Source organism: Staphylococcus simulans, assembly GCF_047037175.1.
Lineage (GTDB): Bacteria > Bacillota > Bacilli > Staphylococcales > Staphylococcaceae > Staphylococcus > Staphylococcus simulans_C.
In genome coordinates, this window is sequence record NZ_CP178241.1 from 2171466 (window position 1) to 2193066 (window position 21601).

Genomic DNA, 21601 nt, shown 5'->3' on the forward strand with positions numbered 1-21601 from the left:
TGTTTTTTATGCGGCATGATCTCGTTTGCGTGAAAGATATGCAGCACCGATGCCTGTAAGGATTAAACCAATTGGCCATACTGGAAGGTTGTTGTTTCCTGTATCAGGTAAAGATTTCTCAGTACTTGAGGCATCTTGCTTAGATGCAGAGGCTTTAGTTTGTGTTGCCGCATTGTTTGAATGTAATGCATAGACATTTGAAGCCTGTGCTGTTTGATGAGATTGTAGTGTCTCTGTTGTTGTCGCAGCTGTTTGTTGTGCTGTCGTAAATGTGTTGTGTTGCGATGATCCTGCTTGTGCTGTTGCTGCAGGGAATGGAATCACATTTGAAGAAGCAGTTTGTTGTGTTGTTTGTGTACTTGCGACAGGTTGTAATGCTGGTTGTGTCGGTGCTTGTGGTGTCGTTGTATTTGGTTTTGGTTGTTCATTGTTGCCAGTTGTTGGTTGTGTTTCTGTATCAGCTTGTTCTTCTGTTTGTGCAACCGGTGGCTGACCATTGATAATACGGCTGATTTTGTCTGTGTCGTATTGTGATAAGTCGGCTTTTCTTAAGTAATCTGAGAAGACTTTATCAAGAGAGCCGCCTTCTTCACGTAAACCGCCTAACATGTCGTAACCGTCGCCGCCTGAAGCGGTAAAGTCATTGGTTGTCATGTAGTACATGCGGTTAGGGTCTAATGCTTCAAATTGTTGAGTTTGTTTATTTAATACTTCAATTTTTAAGACGCGTTCGCCTGGTGCTTTGTTGATATCGTAATAAACACGAACAGATTTAGAGATATGCAAGAATGCGCCGTTTGCGCCTAATTGACCATTTTCAACAGGTGCACTTAAACTATGTTCAAACATTTTTGCGACATCTGTACCTTTGACTTGAATTTGTGAAATTGTGTTGCCGAAAGGTAAAACGGTGATGATATCTCCTAATGTAACATCTTGATTTTTGTCGATAGAAGCGCGGATACCGCCACCATTTGTGACTGCGAAGTCAGCAGGGTGAGAAAAGCCGTTTTGGCTGTAAGCTTCCATACTATCAGCAATTGCGTTGCCTAAGTTTGTTTCATGTCTGCGAACGTCATCACGTTCACCTTGGAATTGAATCGAATTATTAGGAATAATCACTTCTGAAACTTGTGCTTCGAATTTTGCTTTTGCGTCATCAAGTTGTTGTTTTAAAGCAGGGTCTGGTGTGATATCTGCAGTATCTTTAACATTGATTAATGAAGCATTCAGATTAGAGATACTGTTATTTTGATAATCAAATTCTACTTTACCGATATTTGCGAGCGCTGTTCCTGTTTGCGCAAGCAAAGTGTTACGATTGATTTTGCCGTTTTCGATGACTGAGTGAGAATGACCATCTAATACGATGATTTCTTTGTCATAGAAACGACGATCACGTGCGAGTGTATCCGCAAGTGTGTCTCCGCGCCATTCGGATTTAGTCGAAGGATCAATGCCTAAGTGAGACAAAATAACAAAGATATCTGTTTGTCCTTTGATTTGATCCATGATTTTTTGAACAGCAGGAATCGGTTCTGTAAATGTGACACCTTTAATATTATCTGGATGTGTTTTGACAGCTGTTTCTGGTGTCGTTACACCGATAATACCGTAGTTAATGCCATTCTTATTAACGATTGTGTACGGGTCAAACATGAGCTTCCCATCTTTATATGTATTTGCGGAAAGAATAGGGAAGTTTAATTGCTCTTTGTACTTTTGTGCTTGTTCAACACCGAAATCAAATTCGTGGTTACCGACAGCCATTGCGTCGTAGCCCACTTCATTCATAGCCTTAGCCATGTCTGCACCTTTTGTATTGTTTGAAATCGGTAAGCCTTGGAAAGCATCACCGGCATCTAACATTAAATCAGGATTTTCTTGTTGTTTGACAGTTTTTAATTTAGCCATCCCGATGACACGACCGTCTTCTTCTAAGATGCGTCCATGCATATCATTGGTATGCAGAATTTTCGCATGTTGTGTCGTTTGAGATGCTGGTTCAACTGTGTTTGTTTTAGAAACAGCAGATGTTGTATCTGGTGCAGGTTGAGTTGCAGGTGCTGTCGTTTGTGTTGTTTCATTTGGTTGAACAGCAGTATCTGCTTTTGGTTCACCGGCCTGTGCGGGTGTTTCTGATGTTGTTGTTGCTTTAGATGGTGCCGGTTCAGCTGTTACTGCAGGTGTTGTTGTATCTGAAGGAGATACAATATTTTCTGCAGGCTGTTCAGCTGCTGTCGATTGTTGAACAGGATCTGTTGTTGCTTTTGTTGTTGTATCAGATGGCGGTGTCGACTGTTCGACTTTTGCATCTGTTGTAGGTGTTTCAGGTTGCACAGTTTCTGCAGCGAAACTTGTGAAACTAAATACCATGAACAACATCGCAACTAAGAAACATGTTCTGATCAGTAGCTTGTGCATGAGGAGCCTCCTTTGTATATCTTATGAAGTTTTATATGCATCACGTGCATACAACACTATCTTATCAATGAAAGTTGTAGAGGGGTATTGTCTTTTTGTTAATTTTGTAAATTATTTAATCAATTTGTGTGACTCATAGATTGAAATTTTGTATGGAATTATAAAGTGAGAGCGCGCGTTGGGCTTTTGACTACGATATAAGTCCTGACATATGCGGGAGAATGGCCAAAAAACTCAAAGTTATTACGTTTGTAGAAGCTTTTGGGACGACGAGTTAAGCGCTTACATCACTATTTAAAAAAGTTAAAAGAATTTTTTGTAATACAAATGTCATGTAATAATAATATAGGTATGCTCAATGACGTGTATAATAATTAAGTGTATAGGTGGAAAAGAGAGAAAACGGCTTTTGAACTTCTGTTGGGGCAGAACAGAATGTTCGGAGCTGAAAGAGAGAATATACTATTGTCAGGAGGCATTTCCATTGCAAAAGAAAATTATTGCTGCTGTTGTAGGGACAAGTGCGGTTTCCGCTATCGCAACAGCTGGAGCTGCGGATGCAGCTACGACTTATAGAGTCCAAGCTGGTGACTCTTTATGGTCAATTGCTCAACGTCATAATACGTCAATTGCGAACATTAAATCATTAAACAATTTAAGTTCAAACTTAATCTTCCCGAACCAGGTGTTAAAAGTAGCTGGTTCTGCTAATACAAGCAGTCAACGTACTTCAAGTGGATCATCCGTTTCAGGTGGTTCGACTTATACAGTACAACCGGGTGATTCATTATCATTAATTGCCTCTAAATACGGGACAACGTATCAAAACATTATGCAATTAAATGGGTTAAGCGGATTCTTAATTCATCCGGGACAAGTATTGAAGGTGTCAGGTACAGCATCTAACAGTACGACAACTTCTAATACAACGAATGTTTCAGGCGGTTCAGTTTACACAGTACAACCAGGTGATTCATTATCATTAATTGCCTCTAAATACGGAACAACTTACCAAAACATTATGAGTTTAAATGGCTTGAATAACTTCTTTATTTATCCAGGTCAAAAATTAAAAGTGACAGGTACAACTGCTGCGAATACAAATTCACCTTCACCAGGTGTTTCAACATCAACAGGTGGATATTATACGCCAGTATTCTATCACTCAAACTTATATGACTGGGGCCAATGTACATGGCATACGTTTAACCGTCGTGCTCAAATCGGCAAACCAATCAGTACTTACTGGTGGCATGCATATAACTGGGACAATGCGGCACGCGCAGATGGTTACACAGTAGACCATAATCCGACAGTAGGATCAATCTTACAATCAGATGCAGGTTACTTCGGTCATGTTGCATTCGTAGAACGTATTAATGGTGACGGAAGTTTATTAGTGTCTGAAATGAACTTTACAGGTAACCCAGGTTACACAACTTACCGTACAATTCCAGCAAGCCAAATCGGCTATTATAATTTCATTCATTAATTTGAATGTTAAACCCAGAGGTGGATAGGCCTCTGGGTTTTTAATATGCAAAACGAGAGGAACTGGTTATACCAATGCCTCTCGTTATTTTGTTATTTTATAGTCTTGTACTTTTGTATTCAATTTCATCTGTTTCAGGGTTGTAATCAACTAATAAGTCTAGTCCTTTGAAGAACCATTCATCAGACTCGTTGATATAGAATGTAATACGGTCGATTGTTACAGCTGCAGATGCGTTTTTATCATAAGGTTCAATTTTGAATGCAGTTGTAAAATGTTCATGTAAGCCAGTGTGTACATAAGCTTGTACATAGAAGTTGACTTTATCGCCTGGTTCTAAGTCCAATTCGTTTCTAAACCATTTCAATGCTTCATCAGTGATTTGAAGTTTCATGTTGTTACCTCCTAGGTGTTGCCGGATACTAAGTTGTGTCGATAGGCAGAAGTGTAATTGAAATATATCTCTATTTAATCCCGATTATAGCAGTCTTTTAAAGAAAAGTCTTGCACAATCTGAATTTGAAGCGGTTAAAAAATGAATGGATAATCAATTGTGATAGATATGATAAATATATTGGAAAACAGTGGGATTTAGTGTGCGAAGTGGGTTAGAATTATCGCATTTAGGATGAAAAACCATTAGATGTTCTATGATTTCAAATAGAATAGGTGAAGTAAGTTGTATAAATCAAAAATGAAGGCTCTATTTTATATGATAGTGATATGAAATAGAGCCTTCATTTTAATTTTATTTTGATTTTAATGATTTGAATCGGTTATAAGACGTTACAACGACTGTTGCTAAGTTTGCGAAAGAGAAAACTTTTGTTAAGAAACGACCTGATTTCAATGCTGTATAGAAATCAAGGATGCCTCCTGTTACATTAATCGCTAATCCGATACGTGATAAATTACGGTTTTTAGAATCGTAAGCATAAGCGTTATAAGCTTCAATACCATAACCGACAATATTTAACGTATTAGATAAACGACGTAACTTTGATTTAGGTTGTTTTGCCATAAAAGATAACCTCCTATCTTAAAAAGGTACTTCCACATTATAACATTGTGCAAAATGCATGACGATAGATTGACTCACGTCAGACTTGCGTAGTCTGAGTGGCTTTATGCTTTGTTTGACGTTTGATTAACCAAGCAGTTATCCAAGCAGTAATCGGAATGCTCATCGCAACAGCTATACCGCCAAACAAGATGGAGACGAATTCTTGTGCGAATATTTTAGAGTTGATGATATGACCGAAAGAATAATTCAATTTAAAGAACCAAAAGAACAAAGTTAATTGACCGCCGAAATAGGCTAAGTAAATGGTGTTCGCTGAAGTAGCCAGGATTTCTCGACCAATGCGCATGCCTGACTTAAATAGTTCTAATTGGTTGAGTTTTGTATTGGTTTCACTTAGCTCATACATCGGTGAACTGATGGTTATCGCAAGGTCTACCACTGCCGCAATCACTGCCAGCAAGGTGGTGAAGACCATAAACTGAATCATATTGATACCGATATTCATAGAGTAGACGTAGGTTTCATCTTGTTGTTCTGCCGCAAATCCTTGTAAATGTCCAAGTGCAACAGCCAGATATATCGCACTCAACAACACAAGTGTTGTGATACAAGTACTATAAAAGGCCGCTTGTGTTTTAACGTTATTGCCGTTTAAACCAAATAAATTTAAACTTGCAACGACAATGCAGAAGATTAAGGCGACAATTGGAATCGGCAACTGCAACACGATCGCAATCAACGCAAGCAATACACAGACAAAGTTCAGAAACAACATAGCGTAAGAAATAGCACCTTTCTTACCGCCAAAGATAATCATTAAAATGAAAAGAATTAACGCTAGAATTATTACCGCATTCATGCCTGTTCACCTCTTACTTTCACCCAAAGTTCCATTAATACAATGGTGACAGGTATCGTTAATACAATGCCGATACCACCTATTAGTGCACGCGCAATTTCTAATGACCAGTTCATAGAAATTGTATACGTAATTGTATTGGCGTTTCTTAAATAGATCAACATCATCGGTAAGCTGCCGGCTAAATAAGAGAAAAGCAAGATGTTTGTCATAGTTCCCATAATATCTTGGCCGATATGTCGACCGGCTAATGCCCAGCGTTTTGAATCAATCGCAGGTGTGCGTTCTTTGATTTCATACATACCGCTCGCAATTGTGATGGCAACATCCATCACTGCACCTAGCGTACCGACAATGACAGAGGCCATGAAGACTTCTTTAGGTGGCAAGGTAAGTAAATTCATGGTTTCATACTTAATACCTGAACCGCCAGTGGCTCGAATAACCATTTCAGCAATGCCGACACAAATAAAGGTACCGAACAACGTACTGACGATGGTAATCCATGTCCGCCAATGCCAACCCGTTACGAGTAATAATGTGATTACAGTTGCGAGTATGACGGCTAGACTCATTAACCCAAAAAGGCTGACAGAGGGTAGCGCATTGTGAATGGCAATTGCGCCTAAAACAGCACCACTATTAATCAATAGCGATAAAATCGATTGTATACCGACTTTACGGCCGACCCAAAGCACAATCAATAAGAAGATACCTGTAATAGCCACGACTAGGGTATCGCGTTTCTTTTCGATAATCGTCGCATCACTTGGATGCTTGTTAATATGTAACAGCACCTTATTATGTACACGAAACTTTTCGGAATCTACTTGTGATTGATAATAAGTATGCTTGATGGTTCCGGTTTGACCTTCGAACTTTCCATTTAATACTTTGAAGTCAAGCTGCTCGGTATATTTTGTATCTTGATTATGATGTTCATCTGTCACATCAACCGATTTTTGATGGTGGACCTTTGTGATTTCACCGATAGGCATTTGATAAAAACGTGTATTAAACACTGTGAATACCAGACTCGCGATGAAAATGACCGCAAAGCCGATGAATACCCAAAAAAACGGCTGATGTAGTCTTTGTTTGAATGACATATTCGTCACCCTTTCTAAGATTCTCTATCAATAATTAACAACGTGATTATAAGCTTAATGGAAGCAGAATGCCAATGATTTCAAATCGATTGTTTTTACAAAAATTTTCCATCTTTATAAATAACACGTTCTTTTTGACCATCAATAAACTTATTATAATGGTCTTGTTGGAAGTCTGTGAGTAAGAAACGAGACGTACTATATTTGAGTGTTTTATCGCCAACTTTCACAAACATTTTTCTGTATATCATACCGTCTTTCAAAGAAATTTCATCAATCGCATTTTTTTCGAGTATCACGATTTCTAAGAAGTTGAATGAGAAGAAATCAACAGTCATTACCGCAAAGAAATCTTCTCCCAAGTAATAAATTTCTAGGTTATCACGTTTGTGTTGGCCGACAAGTAGGCGTCCCTCTTTAAAATCGTAGTCTGGATAATGAAGTTTGAAACTTTCTAATAAATCTTGTTCCTTAATTTTATAGCGCATAATCTAAGTTCCTTTCTATCATTTAATTGTAATATAACTTTAAGTTATACTAATTGATTGAAAATGGAAAGTTATTCGTGAATAAAGTGCATGATCCAAAGAGAGGGTAACTATAAAATTGATGGAAGTGCAGATGAAGATTAACGAAAAGTAAATGAGCTTAAAGTACAGAAAAAATGAAGTGAAGCGTTAAAAATAGCCCTGTGATTACACATGCAACAATACGTGTAATCACAGGGCTTAAAGTAGTTATTAATGATAAACCGAAGTATGAGACAGCAAGGTCGTGATTTCTTTGAGTAAAGCAGTCAGTTCTAGCTTATGATTGTCTTTTCTAACGATTGTACATAATGTCCGTTTGAGTTCTGTATGTGCCAAGCTTAACCGTACAAAATGTTCGCTTTCAGGCAACATCATATAATGAGGTGTAATCAAATACCCGCGATTATGTTTCAACAAGTAGTAGGCGAGTCGTTCTGTTGAAATACGATAAGTTGTACATTTCGCTGTATTTTCAAGATGGTGTATAAGTTGCTGAGGCAAATCTGCCAACAAAAATATCGGTTGTGTATTGAGTTGTTTTAGCGGCGGATTGACTGTCGCAGTTAATGGATCTTGTTTTGGGACATATAACTGATAGTTTTCTTCGAATAATGGGATGATTTCTATTTCATTGTATTTCTTAAGTTCAGCGGTTAAATCAACAAACGCGACATCTAAATCACGATTGAGAATAGATTTAATTAACATTTCGTTGGGCTGCTGCATCGGTAACAGCGTTGTCGCATGTTCTTTTTCAAATTTTTGTATTAGCAACGTTAAGAGTTGAGAGACATAGCTTTCGACATAGCCGATTTTAATTCGTTTAGCTTCAGCTTCTTGTTCATGACGGAACATGTTCAATGTTTGTTCGGTTTGTTCAACAATTTTTGTTGCTTGTGTCATGAGGCGTTGGCCGGCTTCTGTTAAATAGATGTTACGGCCTTCTCTTCTGAATAGCTTTATATTTAATTCTTCTTCTAATTGTGAGATTTGGCGACTGATGGCGGATTGCGCAATGTTAAGTTCTAAAGCGGCTTCTGATAAATGTTCACGCTTTGCTACTTCAATGAAGTATTTAAGTTGTTTAAATTCCATGATTTTCTGCACCACACTTATTGTTCTAATTATTAGAATGATATCATCTAATTTTTGAATTGAACAGAAGAATACCCTCCTATATTATAATAGTTATCGATAATAATCTGAAAATTCATACAACGCATATTTAAAGGAGGAGCAAGCATGGCAAATGAGCAGAAGCAAGGTTTGTACGATGCAAGAAACGAACATGATGCTTGCGGCATAGGATTTTATGCAAACATGGACAATTTACGAACGCATGATATTGTCATTAAGTCACTAGAAATGCTGCGCCGTCTGGATCATCGCGGGGGAATCGGTGCCGACGGTATGACTGGTGATGGAGCAGGAATTATGACTGAAATTCCATTTAAATTTTTCAAAGAACAGACAGATTTAGATTTACCTGAAGAAGGTAACTATGCTGTCGGTTTCTTTTTCGCTAAAGAACACATTGCAGGTTCAAGACATGAAACGGTCTTTAAAGCCTTTTTTGAAACGGAAGGACTTCGTGTTATCGGGTATCGTGATGTGCCTGTAGACGTTTCAGCAGTGGCACCACATGTAGCAGAAACAATGCCGGTTATTCAACAAGTCTTTATTGATTTAAATCATAGTGCAGATGCAGCAAAACGCCTATATCTCGCACGTAAACAAATTGAATTCTATGGTGATGAACAAGAGTTGGAATTATACTTCACAAGTTTATCTCCAAAAACAATTGTTTATAAAGGTTGGTTACGTTCTGACCAGATTAAAGGACTATATAATGATTTAAATCACCCTGATTATGAATCTAAATTAGGTTTAGTCCACTCTCGTTTTAGTACGAATACTTTCCCAAGTTGGAAACGTGCACACCCTAACCGTTTATTGATGCATAATGGTGAAATCAATACGATTAGAGGTAATGTCAACTGGATGCGTGCACGCCAGAAACGTTTAGTAGAAACGATTTTCGATGAAAATGATCGCCCGAAAGTACATGCAGTTTTAGATGTAGACGGCAGTGACTCAGCGATTGTCGACAACGCACTTGAATTCTTATCGCTTGCGATGGAACCTGAGAAAGCAGCGATGTTATTAGTGCCTGAACCATGGCAATACAGCAAAGCGAATCAAAGTGCAGTACGTGCTTTTTATGAGTACTACAGCTATATGATGGAACCATGGGATGGTCCAACAATGATTGCATTCTGTAATGGTGACAAAATTGGTGCTTTAACTGACCGTAACGGTTTACGTCCAGGTCGTTATACTGTTACGAAAGATAATTACATCATCTTCTCTTCTGAAGTAGGTGTTATTGACGTAGAGGAAGAGGATGTGGCATTTAAAGGACGCTTGAATCCAGGTCGTCTATTACTTGTTGATTTTGATAAACATGAAGTGGTTCATAACCATATGTTGAAAGCGGAAATCGCGAGTGAGCTGCCATATGAAGAATGGTTGGAAAAACATAAAGTGGATTTAGATTTAGAAGTACCATTTGAATCAAAAGGTTGGGACTTCGAAACTGTTGAACGCTTACAGAAACAATTCGGTTATACACGTGAAGAAGTTCATAAATATATGGCTGATTTAGTACGCGGCAAGAAAGATCCAATTGGTGCTATGGGTTATGATGCACCGCTTGCGGTATTGAATGAACGTCCAGAGTCATTATTCAATTACTTCAAACAATTATTTGCCCAAGTTACGAACCCGCCAATCGATGCGTACCGTGAAAAAATCGTGACAAGTGAACTTTCATACTTAGGTAAAGAAGGTAACTTGCTTGTACCGGGTACGGATGCGTTAAATCGTCTTCAATTGAAACATCCTGTCTTAACAGAAGCACAATTAAAAGTTGCAGAAAACGGACCGTTCCGTGCGAAACACTTATCAACAGTGTATAGCGGCAGCTTAGAAGATGCGTTAGAAGTGTTGAGAGAGAAAGCGGTTGAAGCGGTTAAAGCAGGTTATGACATTTTAGTATTGGATGACAGCAGTTTACGTGATGAACCAGGTTATGCAATTCCAATTTTACTTGCGGTCAGCTACTTGCATCAGGCGTTGATTACTGAAGATTTACGCCAAGAAACAAGCTTAGTAGCAAAAGGCGGAGAAATCCGTGAAGTCCATCACGTGGCATGTTTATTAGGCTATGGTGCCAATGCCGTTGTACTTTACTTAGCACAAGAAACGATTGCGGCATTAGTAGAACAAGGCGAATTGCCAGGACCTGTTGAAGCACAAGTTAAAACGTATACAGATGTGTTAGCTGAAGGTGTCATCAAAGTCATGTCTAAGATGGGTATTTCAACCGTTCAAAGTTATCAAGGCGCACAAATCTTTGAAGCAGTCGGCTTATCTCATGACGTGATTGATAAGTACTTCACAGGTACGCAATCTAAGTTGTCTGGATTAACGATTGACTTAATTGATGAAGAAAACAAGAAACGCCAAGGTCGCAAAGAAGCGCACTTGGAATCAGGTAGTACCTTCCAATGGCGTCAACAAGGTCAATACCATGCATTCAATCCGACTACTATCCGATTACTGCAACATGCATGTCGTGAAAATGATTATGACATGTTCAAAGAATATTCTAAAACAGTCAATCACCAACGTACGGATCGTATTCGTCACTTAATGCAATTTAAAGCACGTACACCAATCAGTATTGATGCAGTTGAACCTGTAGAAGCTATTGTTCACCGTTTCAATACCGGTGCCATGAGTTATGGTTCGATTTCTGCTGAAGCGCACAAAACATTAGCAGAAGCTATGAACTTGATTGGCGGTAAAAGTAACAGCGGTGAAGGTGGAGAAGACCCAGAACGTTATGTGAAAGGTCCAGAAGGCGAAGATTATACAAGTACGATCAAACAAGTTGCATCTGGTCGTTTTGGTGTAACAAGTGATTACTTGCAACATGCGACTGAAATTCAAATCAAAGTTGCACAAGGTGCTAAACCGGGTGAAGGCGGACAGTTGCCAGGTACGAAAGTATATCCTTGGATTGCTGAGGTACGTGGTTCAACGCCTGGTATCGGCTTGATTTCACCACCGCCTCACCATGATATTTATTCTATTGAAGACTTAGCACAATTGATCCATGACTTGAAGAATGCGAATCCACAAGCGAATATCGCTGTGAAATTAGTTTCTAAGAGCGGTGTCGGAACAATTGCGGCAGGTGTAGCAAAAGCCTTTGCCGACAAAATCGTTATCAGCGGTTATGACGGTGGTACAGGTGCCTCACCTAAAACAAGTATTCAACATGCTGGACTGCCTTGGGAAATCGGTCTAGCAGAAACGCATCAAACCTTAATGATGAACGACTTACGTTCACGTATTCGTTTAGAAACAGACGGTAAGTTATTAACTGGACATGACGTAGCATATGCTTGTGCATTAGGTGCAGAAGAGTTTGGTTTTGCGACAGCACCGTTAGTTGTTTTGGGTTGTGTCATGATGCGTGTGTGTCATAAAGATACATGTCCTGTCGGCGTGGCAACACAAAATGAAGATTTACGTCAACTCTTTAACGGCCGTGCACATCACGTGGTCAACTTCATGCATTTTATTGCGCAAGAATTACGTGAAGTGCTTGCTGAACTTGGTTTACGTTCTGTTGAAGAATTGATTGGTCGAACTGATTTATTAGAAGCAAATCATTCAATCACAAATGACAAAGCGCGTTCACTTGATGTGGCACCGTTGCTTTATCAAAATGAAGGACCGACATTCAAACAAATTGAACAAAAGCATCATTTGGAAAAAGGATTCGATCAAACAGAATTGATTCCAGATGCTGAAGCAGCAATTAAAGACGGTGCTTTATTTAGAGGGACATACAAGTTGTGCAATGAGCAACGTGATGTAGGTGTAACTGCCGGCAGCTTGATTACTCGCGCACATGGAGCGGAAGGTTTACCCGAAGATACAATTTATGTTGAAACTACAGGCCATGCGGGCCAAAGTGTCGGTGCATTCACACCTTCAGGATTAACCATTCATCATACAGGTGATGCCAATGACTATGTTGGTAAAGGTTTATCCGGAGGTAAGATTATCATTAATGCACCAAATGAAGAACGTGAAGAAAATATTATTGCCGGTAATGTATGCTTCTACGGTGCAACAAGCGGTAAAGCCTTTATTAACGGTTATGCCGGTGAACGTTTCTGTATCAGAAATAGTGGTGTACACGCAGTCGTAGAAGGTATTGGGAATCATGGCTTAGAGTATATGACTGGCGGACGTGTCATCGTCTTAGGTAATGTCGGTGACAACTTCGGTCAAGGTATGAGCGGCGGTGTTGCTTACATCTTCCCTGATGATGTAGCACACTTCAAATCATATCATGCACTGCCAACGCTTGATTTCGACCCAATTACTGAACCAGAAGAATTTGCGGTTATTAAGGATATGTTAGAAGAACATGTTCAATATACAGACAGTAAAAAAGCCAAAGCAGTATTAGCTGACTTTGACAATGTGGCTCAAAAAGTCGTGAAAGTCATTCCGAAAGATTATAAATTAATGATGCATAAAATTGAAGATCAAGAACGTAAAGCAGACAATTCTAAAACAGCAATTTTGAATGCCTTCTACGATACACGTAAAGCATCAGATTTAGAAGGTCCATTCTCAATTGTCTATTAACGAAAAAAGAAGGAGTGTTTAGATATGGGTGAATTTAAAGGTTTTATGAAGTATGACAAACAAGCACTGCCGGAACTTTCGTTAGCAGAGCGTTTAACAAACCATCTTCAATACCAACAGCGTTTCACTAAAGAAGATGCACAACGTCAAGGTGCACGTTGTATGGATTGCGGTACACCGTTTTGTCAAACAGGTCAAAGTTTAGGACGCCAAACAATTGGTTGCCCTATCGGAAACTACATTCCAGAATGGAATGATTTAGTATACCACGGTGATTTCAGAGCAGCATATGAACGCTTATCTGAAACAAACAACTTCCCTGATTTTACAGGACGTGTGTGTCCAGCGCCTTGTGAACAATCATGTGTTATGAAGATTAATCGAGAGTCGATCGCAATCAAGGGGATTGAGAGAACGATTATTGATGAAGCATTCGAAAATGGATGGGTACAACCGCGTGTACCAGAAAAACGCTTAGGACAATCGGTTGCGATTATCGGAAGCGGCCCTGCTGGTTTAACCGCTGCGGATGAATTGAATGCGAAGGGGTATGATGTAACGGTTTATGAACGTGCACATGAACCGGGTGGATTATTAATGTACGGTATTCCAAATATGAAATTGGATAAAGAAGTTGTACGCAGAAGAATACGTTTGATGGAAGAAGCGGGAGTAAAATTTGTCACTGATACTGAAGTTGGTGTCGATATTTCCCGGGAAACATTAGATGAACAATTTGATGCGATTATCGTTTGTACAGGTTCACATCAAGCGAGAGATTTACCGCTTGAAGGACGTATGGGACAAGGTATTCATTTCGCCTTAGATTATTTAACAGAACAAACGCAAATTTTAAGTGGTGAATTAAAACCAGAAGATGCGACAATCACTGCAGAAGGTAAAAATGTGATCGTGATTGGTGCTGGTGATACGGGTGCTGACTGTGTCGCAACAGCTTTACGTGAAAATTGTAAGTCTATTGTGCAGTTCAACCAATTCACAAAATTACCAGAACGTTATGAGATTGAAGGTAATCCTTATTGGCCGATGTCTATGCCAGTCTTTAAAATGAATTACGCACATAGTGAATATGAAGAGAAATTCGGTTTTGAACCTCGTGCATATGGCGCAAACTCTATGCGTTATGATGTTGATAAATTAGGTAATGTACGCGGTGTGTATACACAAACATTGCGACAATTACCGGACGGATCAACAGAAATGAACGATACTTTACGCCATTGGCCAGCAGATTTAGTCTTATTAGCCATTGGATTTATCGGTACTGAAAATACAGTGCCAAATGAATTCAATTTGAAAACAGAGCGTAACAGTATTGTCGCAAACGACAAAGATTATGCGACAAGTCAACCGCATATCTTTGCGGCAGGTGACGCAAGACGTGGTCAAAGTTTAGTCGTTTGGGCGATTAAAGAAGGTCGCGGCGTTGCGAAAGCAGTTCACAAATACCTACAAACGCAAACAGTATTAAGTTAATGATTCAACACACAGCTATCGTTTTATGGCTGTGTGTTTTTCTATGAATTTGGCTATCATAAAGATAAAAACTTAAAGAGAAATGTTGACTTTATCTGGAAAATATCATACAATATTTCTTGTGCTTATTTTGGAGGAATACCCAAGTCCGGCTGAAGGGATCGGTCTTGAAAACCGACAGGGGCTTAACGGCTCGCGGGGGTTCGAATCCCTCTTCCTCCGCCATTATTTTTAAATCCAAGACTAATAGATATAAAAAGGCAATCACTCAACGCTATTGTTGAATGATTGCCTTTTTAGTTTCTATCATAGCTTTAACACCATAAGATAAAAGTGTAGGTTTACTTTGCTTCGAATAAAGGAATGAAAGAGTGACGAAACAACGGAGGTAATCATAATGAAAATCAAAGTCTCGAGTATTTTTGTGGAAGATCAAGACCAAGCATTAAAATTTTATACGGAAGTATTAGGGTTCCAAAAACATACAGATGCACCTGCAGGGGAATATAGATGGTTGACCGTCGTTGCACCAGAAGATCCTGAAGGTACTGAATTGTTGTTAGAACCGAATCAACATCCTGTCGCAAAGGCATATCAAGAGGGGCTGAAGCAGGAAGGTATTCCTTGTACCATGTTTGATGTAGAAGATGTACAAGCAACGTATCAAAATTTAAAAGAACAAGGTGTAGGCTTCACCATGGCACCTATGGATATGGGAAATGGTGTGAAGTTTGCGATTTTAGATGATACTTGTGGTAATTTAATTCAAATTATTGAACGACCTTAAGTGTTGTATTTAATCGAAGAAGCGGTAATCTCATTTGTAAGATTATCGCTTTTTTAAAAAAATTAAAATGAAAGCCTTTACACAACTTGTCTAGACAAGTACAATAGATTCAAAGATAACATAAAGGGAGTGAGTTAGATGGCTGTAAAAGATAAAGATGTTAAACAGATTGTGGAGGCAATCGGTGGTGCTGAAAACTTAGAAACAGCGACGCATTGTGTCACGCGATTACGTTTAGTGTTAAAAGACGATAATAAAGTCAATAAGGATGAATTAAGTGAAAACCCGCTTGTTAAAGGACAATTCAAAGCGGATAATCAATACCAAATTGTCATCGGCCCGGGGACAGTCGATGAAGTGTATAAACGTTTTATGAATGAGGTCGGTAAAGAAGGTGCCTCAAAAGATGAAGTCAAAGCAGCAGCTGCGAAAAAAGGGAACCCGTTACAGAGACTTGTTAAATTATTAGGAGATATTTTCATCCCAATTTTACCAGCCATCGTGACTGCCGGTTTGTTAATGGGGATTTATAATCTCTTAACGATGAAAGAATTATTCGGTCCAAAACCATTAGTAGAACAATTCCCGCAAATTCATGACTTCGCTGATATAGTGAATGTCATTGCGACAACTGCATTTATCTTCTTGCCTGCTTTGATTGGCTGGAGTAGTATGCGTGTGTTTGGCGGTAACCCAGTACTTGGTTTAGTATTGGGACTCGTCTTAATGCATCCGCAATTGGTATCACAATATGCCTTGAATGAAGGATCTAAAATTCCTGTTTGGCATATCTTTGGATTAGACGTTAAACAGTTGAACTATCAAGGACAAGTCTTGCCGGTATTATTAGCTGCTTATGTTTTAGCGCAAATTGAAAAAGGTTTAAACAAAGTCGTTCATGATTCGATTAAGATGTTAGTTGTAGGACCAATCGCATTATTAGTTACTGGATTCCTAGCGTTCTTAGTTATCGGACCGATTGCGTTATGGATTGGTACAGGAATTACAGATATTGTGACATTCTTATTCAACCGTGCAGGTTGGTTAGGCGGCGCAATTTACGGTTTATTCTACGCGCCACTTGTAATTACAGGGTTACACCATATGTTCTTGGCAGTGGACTTCCAATTAATGGGCAGTTCATTAAAAGGTACTTACTTATGGCCGATTCTTGCGATTTCAAATATCTGCCAAGGTTCAGCAGCCCTAGGTGCTTGGTATGTCTATAAACGTCGTAAGATGGTCAAAGAACAAGGTTTAGCTGTTACATCAAGTGTGTCTGGCTTACTTGGCGTTACAGAACCGGCGATGTTCGGGGTTAATATTCCATTAAAATATCCATTTGTTGCGGCGATTTTAACATCAGGTGTATTAGGTGCTTTCATCGGTGCCAGCAAAGTCTTAGGTAATGTCGGTGTCGGCGGTGTACCTGCCATCATCTCTATCCAAAAAGAATATTGGTTAGTCTATGCGATTTGTACAGCGGTTGCGGTCATCGTACCAGCAATTTTAACGGTTATCTTCTCAAAATTCGCGAAAACTAAGACAAAAGAAATGGTAGATTAAGTTATTAGAGATAAAACATGCATGTATAAAACAGAACATCATACAAAAGGTGTTCTGTTTTTTTATCAAGAGAGGAAAAGGTGATCATAGTTATGAAACATAACGATTGGAGAAAGTCTGTTGTTTATCAAATTTATCCAAAATCATTCAATGACACGACAGGAAATGGTGTAGGAGATTTAAACGGAATTATTGAAAAGATGGATTATCTGGAATATTTAGGTGTCGATTATCTGTGGTTAACACCCGTGTATCAATCACCGATGAATGACAATGGTTATGATATCAGTGATTACTATAATATTAATGAAGATTTTGGCACGAAAGAAGAATTAAGACGTTTATTGGATGAAGCACATCAGCACAATTTAAAAGTGATGATGGATATTGTGATTAACCATACTTCAACAGAACATGAATGGTTTAAATCAGCGATATCATCTAAAGACAACCCTTATCGTGATTATTACTTCTTCCGAAGATCTGCTGAAGAAGGTGCGCCTCCGACAAACTGGGAATCAAAGTTTGGCGGGAATGCGTGGAAGTATGATGAAAAAAGTGATGAATACTACTTACATCTCTTCGATGTGACACAAGCAGATTTGAACTGGGAGAATGAGAAAGTCAGAGCGGCATTATACGACATGATTAATTATTGGATTGATTTCGGCGTAGACGGGTTCCGTTTTGACGTGATTAATTTAATTTCAAAAGATGAATTTAAAGACTCAGAAAAAATTGGTAAAGAGTTCTATACAGATGGTCCACGTGTACATGAGTTTATTCATGAGATGAATCAAGAGACATTTGGCGGTAAAGATTTGATGACTGTTGGAGAAATGTCTTCGACAACGATTGAAAATTGTATCAAGTACACGAAACCAGAACGAGAAGAATTAAACAGTGTATTTAATTTCCACCATTTAAAAGTCGATTATGAAGATGGAGAAAAATGGACGTATGCGGATTATGACTTCTTAGCGCTTAAACGTATTTTAATGGAGTGGCAAGTCGGCATTCATCAAGGTGGCGGCTGGAATGCGATTTTCTGGTGTAACCATGATCAGCCGCGTGTGGTCTCTCGCTTTGGAGATGATTCAACGGAAGACTTACGTCAAAAGAGCGCAAAAATGTTAGCAGTAGCACTGCATATGTTGCAAGGGACACCGTATATTTATCAAGGTGAAGAACTTGGGATGACCAATCCGCATTTCACAAACATCGATCAATATCGTGATGTAGAGTCTCTTAATGCATACAAAAACTTGAAAGTACAAGGTGTAGAAGAAGGACGTATTATGCAGATTCTTGCGCAAAAATCTCGCGATAATTCACGTACGCCGATGCAGTGGACATCAGCAGAAAATGCTGGATTTACAAGTGGGACACCGTGGATTGATATTCCGGATAACGCACGTTATATTAATGTTGAAGATGCTATCGAAAATGAACATTCTGTCTTACAAACTTATCGTGAGTTAATCCGCTTACGCCATGAACATGATATTATAACGTATGGAGATATTACCCCGTTATATATGGATGATAAGCAATTAATGATTTATCGACGTACGTATCAAGATGAACAATGGTTAGTTATCGCAAACTTTAGTAAGGAAGCGGTCGTGTTACCAGAAGACTTAGATACTACAGGAGAAGTTATTTTAGAACGCGGTAAGATTCTTGATGGAGAAATTGAAGGTTATGGTGCCATAGTTATTGCGCAAAATGGCAATCAGGCAAAATAATGATTAAGTTGAGCGAAGGATAGTGTGAGAACGATGATGACGAAACCCAAGAAATTCACTAAAATCTATCATGATTTGAGAACACAAATAATGAACGAAACCTTAGCATACGGCGCACAATTGCCTTCTGAACATGATTTAGTCACAATGTACGACGCGTCACGCGAAACAGTGCGCCGTGCGCTTAATTTATTAGTGAGCGAAGGTATGATCCAAAAAATCAGAGGCAAAGGCTCGATTGTGATTTATCAAGGTGTCAAAGAGTTTCCGTTTTCTAAATTGACGAGCTTTAAAGAAGTCCAACAAAATTTAGGAATCGCTTTAGAAACAGAAGTGAAATTATTAGAAACTCTAAGCGCTCAGGAAGTTCCGACTGTACAAGAAGCATTGGGTTTAGCCAATAATGACAAGTTATGGCATCTCGTCCGTTATCGTAAAATGGACGGGAGAGTCAAAATTATAGATGAGGATTACTTGGTGGAAGCGGTCGTTCCAGGTTTAACAGAAGCCATTGTGAAAAATTCGCTGTATGAATATATAGAGCAGCATCTTAAACAAGAGATTAGTTACTCTAGTAAGGCGATTACGTTTGAGGCGTTTGGAGAAGCAGAATATGAAGCGTTCGGAGAAGTGACGCCGCCATACACTGCCACAGTAAGAGGTGTCGTACACTTAAAAGACACAACAAAATTCCAATACAATATCGCAAAACATATTGCGACTGAATTCAGATTTGTGGATTTTTCAAGAAGATAAGAAAGAACCAGCTAATATTTATGTTAGCTGGTTCTTTGAATGACTGAATTGACTATAATTTTTGTGGTGAAAGTTAGTTAATAATTTGCTTGATTAATTGTATTAAAATTACTTGATTTTGATTACCATATTTTTTGGACCGCGAGTATATATTCCTGTTTCTTCAATAACAGGAGATAATAGCGCTATATCATTATATTTATCCAATATTAAGTTAGTTATCAATTCTATTTGATTTAGTGAAAAATTTGCGCCAACACAACGATGTATACCACTACCAAATGCAAGATTGGGAGCATTTTTGAACTTATTAGAGGATTTACTTTTTCTTTCTATGTCAAAACTATCAGGATTTGTGAAAAAATTTGGATCTCTATTTGCTGCACCAATCATACAAATTACTGTATCATCTTTGTGTAGTTGTTTTCCGTTCAATACATAATCATGTTCTAATTGTCTAGGTATAAATTGTACTGGAGAGTTTAATCTTAAAGTTTCTAAAATGGCATTCTTTATTTTAGTTCGGTCATTTTTTACTTGCTCAAATATATTTTGGTTTTTTAAAAGGTTGAAAAACAAGTAAGAAATGGTTTTATCTACTGGTTCAGTAGCAGCTAATAGAATATTTAACGTAAGGGCTAGTATCTCTTTTTCAGTGAACTTAATGTTTGAATGGAATAGTTTTGAAATAATAGTGCCATCATTCACTGCAGCTTTTTCTTTAATTATTGGCAAGAGATATTCTTCTAATTTATCACTGCAATGTATTGAATGTAGTTTTTCTTCATCTGATAAATTGAAAGACGTAATATACTTAGTGATGCCATCATGCCATTGTAAAAATAGTTTGTAATCTTTTATGTCTATTCCTAACATATCTAAGGAAGTTTTCACAGCAAATTCTTTTCCGAATTCGTGAACTAAATCAATCTTATTTGATTTTTCTCCCTTTTCTAATATCTCTTTTGCTCTATTACTCATAGTTCGAAATAAAAAATTTAAGTTTTCTCCAGAGATGCTCTTCATAATAATTCTTTTTTTCTTCGCGTGCTCATCTCCATACATTTGAGCTAGTACTTTTTCTTTCATAACTGGTTGTGCGCGTTTAGCAAGTGTTTTAGTGGAAAAGAAATCTGGATTATCCAAAATAAATTTGACGTCTGAATATTTGCTTATAAAGTATGATTTTACGCTTTCTTCATAGTGAACTGGATCGTTATTTCTAAGGAATTCAAAATAACTATTTGGATTTTTCTCATAGCTACTACTAAAGATATTACAATTCATGATGTTTCCTCCTCGATGATTATATATCCTTGATTTTGGCTTATTTTAAGTGAAAATATATTTTTATTAATATAATTCCCTAATGGCCAATCTCTATGATATGCTAAAATATTTTCTTCCGTTTTAAATAAAGGATTGGAGTTTAAAAAGAATGGCAACTCTGCCAATACATATTTGCTTGCATATTCTAAGTTTTTTTCTGTAATCATATCTAAAGGTAAAGATAAACTTTTAGCTTTGCTAATCATAGCTTGTTTGGACATTTCCTTGCATAATTTTTGAAACATTAAATTTGACTCGTAGCATTTTAAAATTTTCTCCGAATAATTTTCGTAATATTCTGAATTTTTAAAGTCAGAAAAAGTAAAAATAGTATTTGTTGCATAGTTGTTTTTAGACAGCGCTTCAATACAAAATCTTTTTTGACGCCGAATCTCCTTATTAACTTTTCTTTCTGCTTTTATGGTACTCATACCTAAACATTCTAATAGATTTTTTGCTTCTTTTCCTGCTAGCAATATAAATACCTGAGAAAAGTTAGCGCAAGCCCAATCAATAATGTTACTAATGTAATTTTTATTGTATTTACTAGTAAAAGGACTGATACCTAGAGTAATTGCTTTTTTTCTTAAGTATATATTTTTAGAGTGATGATTTAAGAATGTGACACTGAAATTAACGGATTTCATTATAAGGACCTCCTTCCAATAAGGTTAACCAATTAAATATTAACTGGTTAACCTTATATTAATACAGCTTAATACAATAATCAATGTCTTTGTTGACAAA

The 21601-nt window shown here is 37.9% G+C and carries 16 protein-coding genes and 1 tRNA gene; 8 read left to right on the top strand and 9 right to left on the bottom strand.

All coding sequences use genetic code 11. From position 1 onward, the window contains the following. Window positions 1-6 precede the first annotated feature (6 nt). Window positions 7-2424: a 5'-nucleotidase C-terminal domain-containing protein gene (locus ACFCT9_RS10435; protein ID WP_412519131.1), complete on the bottom strand. Its 2418-nt coding sequence runs from the start codon at window positions 2422-2424 to the stop codon at window positions 7-9. A 484-nt stretch (window positions 2425-2908) separates the two neighbouring features. On the opposite strand from ACFCT9_RS10435, the gene ACFCT9_RS10440 reads away from it, so the two are divergent. Further along, a complete protein-coding gene (locus ACFCT9_RS10440; protein WP_412519133.1) occupies window positions 2909-3916 on the top strand; it encodes a LysM peptidoglycan-binding domain-containing protein in 1008 nt (335 codons plus the stop codon). A 97-nt stretch (window positions 3917-4013) separates the two neighbouring features. Here ACFCT9_RS10440 and ACFCT9_RS10445 read toward each other — a convergent pair whose 3' ends face one another. The 6 genes from ACFCT9_RS10445 to gltC all read right to left on the bottom strand — a co-directional run bounded on the left by ACFCT9_RS10445 (window position 4014) and on the right by gltC (window position 8533). Then, window positions 4014-4310: a HesB/YadR/YfhF family protein gene (locus tag ACFCT9_RS10445; RefSeq protein ID WP_412519135.1), complete on the bottom strand. Its 297-nt coding sequence runs from the start codon at window positions 4308-4310 to the stop codon at window positions 4014-4016. A 354-nt stretch (window positions 4311-4664) separates the two neighbouring features. Then, a complete protein-coding gene (locus ACFCT9_RS10450; RefSeq protein ID WP_412519137.1) occupies window positions 4665-4937 on the bottom strand; it encodes a hypothetical protein in 273 nt (90 codons plus the stop codon). A gap of 79 nt (window positions 4938-5016) precedes the next feature. Further along, window positions 5017-5799, bottom strand: a complete 783-nt coding sequence (locus tag ACFCT9_RS10455; RefSeq protein ID WP_412519139.1) for a YibE/F family protein — start codon at window positions 5797-5799, stop codon at window positions 5017-5019. Beyond that, window positions 5796-6908: a YibE/F family protein gene (locus tag ACFCT9_RS10460; RefSeq protein ID WP_412519141.1), complete on the bottom strand. Its 1113-nt coding sequence runs from the start codon at window positions 6906-6908 to the stop codon at window positions 5796-5798. Before ACFCT9_RS10460 ends, ACFCT9_RS10455 begins: the two co-directional genes overlap by 4 nt. A 95-nt stretch (window positions 6909-7003) precedes the next feature. After that, window positions 7004-7396, bottom strand: coding sequence for a hypothetical protein (locus ACFCT9_RS10465; protein WP_412519143.1), 393 nt, complete (start codon window positions 7394-7396; stop codon window positions 7004-7006). Window positions 7397-7648: 252 nt separating this feature from the next. Beyond that, entirely contained in the window at window positions 7649-8533 is an 885-nt protein-coding gene (gltC, locus tag ACFCT9_RS10470; protein WP_412519145.1) for a glutamate biosynthesis transcriptional regulator GltC, read from the bottom strand. A 147-nt stretch (window positions 8534-8680) separates the two neighbouring features. Between gltC and gltB the strand changes: the two genes are divergently transcribed. The 7 genes from gltB (at window position 8681) to treR (ending at window position 19525) form a co-directional block, all read left to right on the top strand. Further along, window positions 8681-13171: a glutamate synthase large subunit gene (gene gltB, locus ACFCT9_RS10475; RefSeq protein ID WP_412519147.1), complete on the top strand. Its 4491-nt coding sequence runs from the start codon at window positions 8681-8683 to the stop codon at window positions 13169-13171. A gap of 24 nt (window positions 13172-13195) precedes the next feature. Continuing rightward, window positions 13196-14668: a glutamate synthase subunit beta gene (locus ACFCT9_RS10480; RefSeq protein ID WP_412519149.1), complete on the top strand. Its 1473-nt coding sequence runs from the start codon at window positions 13196-13198 to the stop codon at window positions 14666-14668. Window positions 14669-14800: 132 nt separating this feature from the next. Continuing rightward, window positions 14801-14893: transfer RNA gene (locus ACFCT9_RS10485), tRNA-Ser, on the top strand. 172 nt (window positions 14894-15065) lie between these two features. Further along, window positions 15066-15455, top strand: a complete 390-nt coding sequence (locus ACFCT9_RS10490; RefSeq protein ID WP_412519150.1) for a VOC family protein — start codon at window positions 15066-15068, stop codon at window positions 15453-15455. A gap of 138 nt (window positions 15456-15593) precedes the next feature. Then, on the top strand, window positions 15594-17021 hold the full coding sequence (treP, locus tag ACFCT9_RS10495; RefSeq protein WP_412519152.1) for a PTS system trehalose-specific EIIBC component: 1428 nt from the start codon (window positions 15594-15596) through the stop codon (window positions 17019-17021). Window positions 17022-17113: 92 nt separating this feature from the next. Then, a complete protein-coding gene (treC, locus tag ACFCT9_RS10500; protein ID WP_412519153.1) occupies window positions 17114-18769 on the top strand; it encodes an alpha,alpha-phosphotrehalase in 1656 nt (551 codons plus the stop codon). Between the two features lie 33 nt (window positions 18770-18802). Then, the gene (gene treR, locus ACFCT9_RS10505) at window positions 18803-19525 is read left to right on the top strand and encodes a trehalose operon repressor (RefSeq protein ID WP_412519154.1); all 723 of its coding nucleotides are present in this window, start codon (window positions 18803-18805) and stop codon (window positions 19523-19525) included. Between the two features lie 108 nt (window positions 19526-19633). Here the strand turns inward: treR and ACFCT9_RS10510 are convergent, their stop codons facing one another. Both ACFCT9_RS10510 and ACFCT9_RS10515 read right to left on the bottom strand, forming a co-directional pair. Further along, complete coding sequence (locus tag ACFCT9_RS10510) at window positions 19634-20812, bottom strand: cytochrome P450, cyclodipeptide synthase-associated (RefSeq protein ID WP_412519156.1); 1179 nt, start codon at window positions 20810-20812, stop codon at window positions 19634-19636. Then, on the bottom strand, window positions 20809-21501 hold the full coding sequence (locus ACFCT9_RS10515) for a tRNA-dependent cyclodipeptide synthase (RefSeq protein ID WP_412519158.1): 693 nt from the start codon (window positions 21499-21501) through the stop codon (window positions 20809-20811). Before ACFCT9_RS10515 ends, ACFCT9_RS10510 begins: the two co-directional genes overlap by 4 nt. Between the last annotated feature and the right edge of the window lie 100 nt (window positions 21502-21601).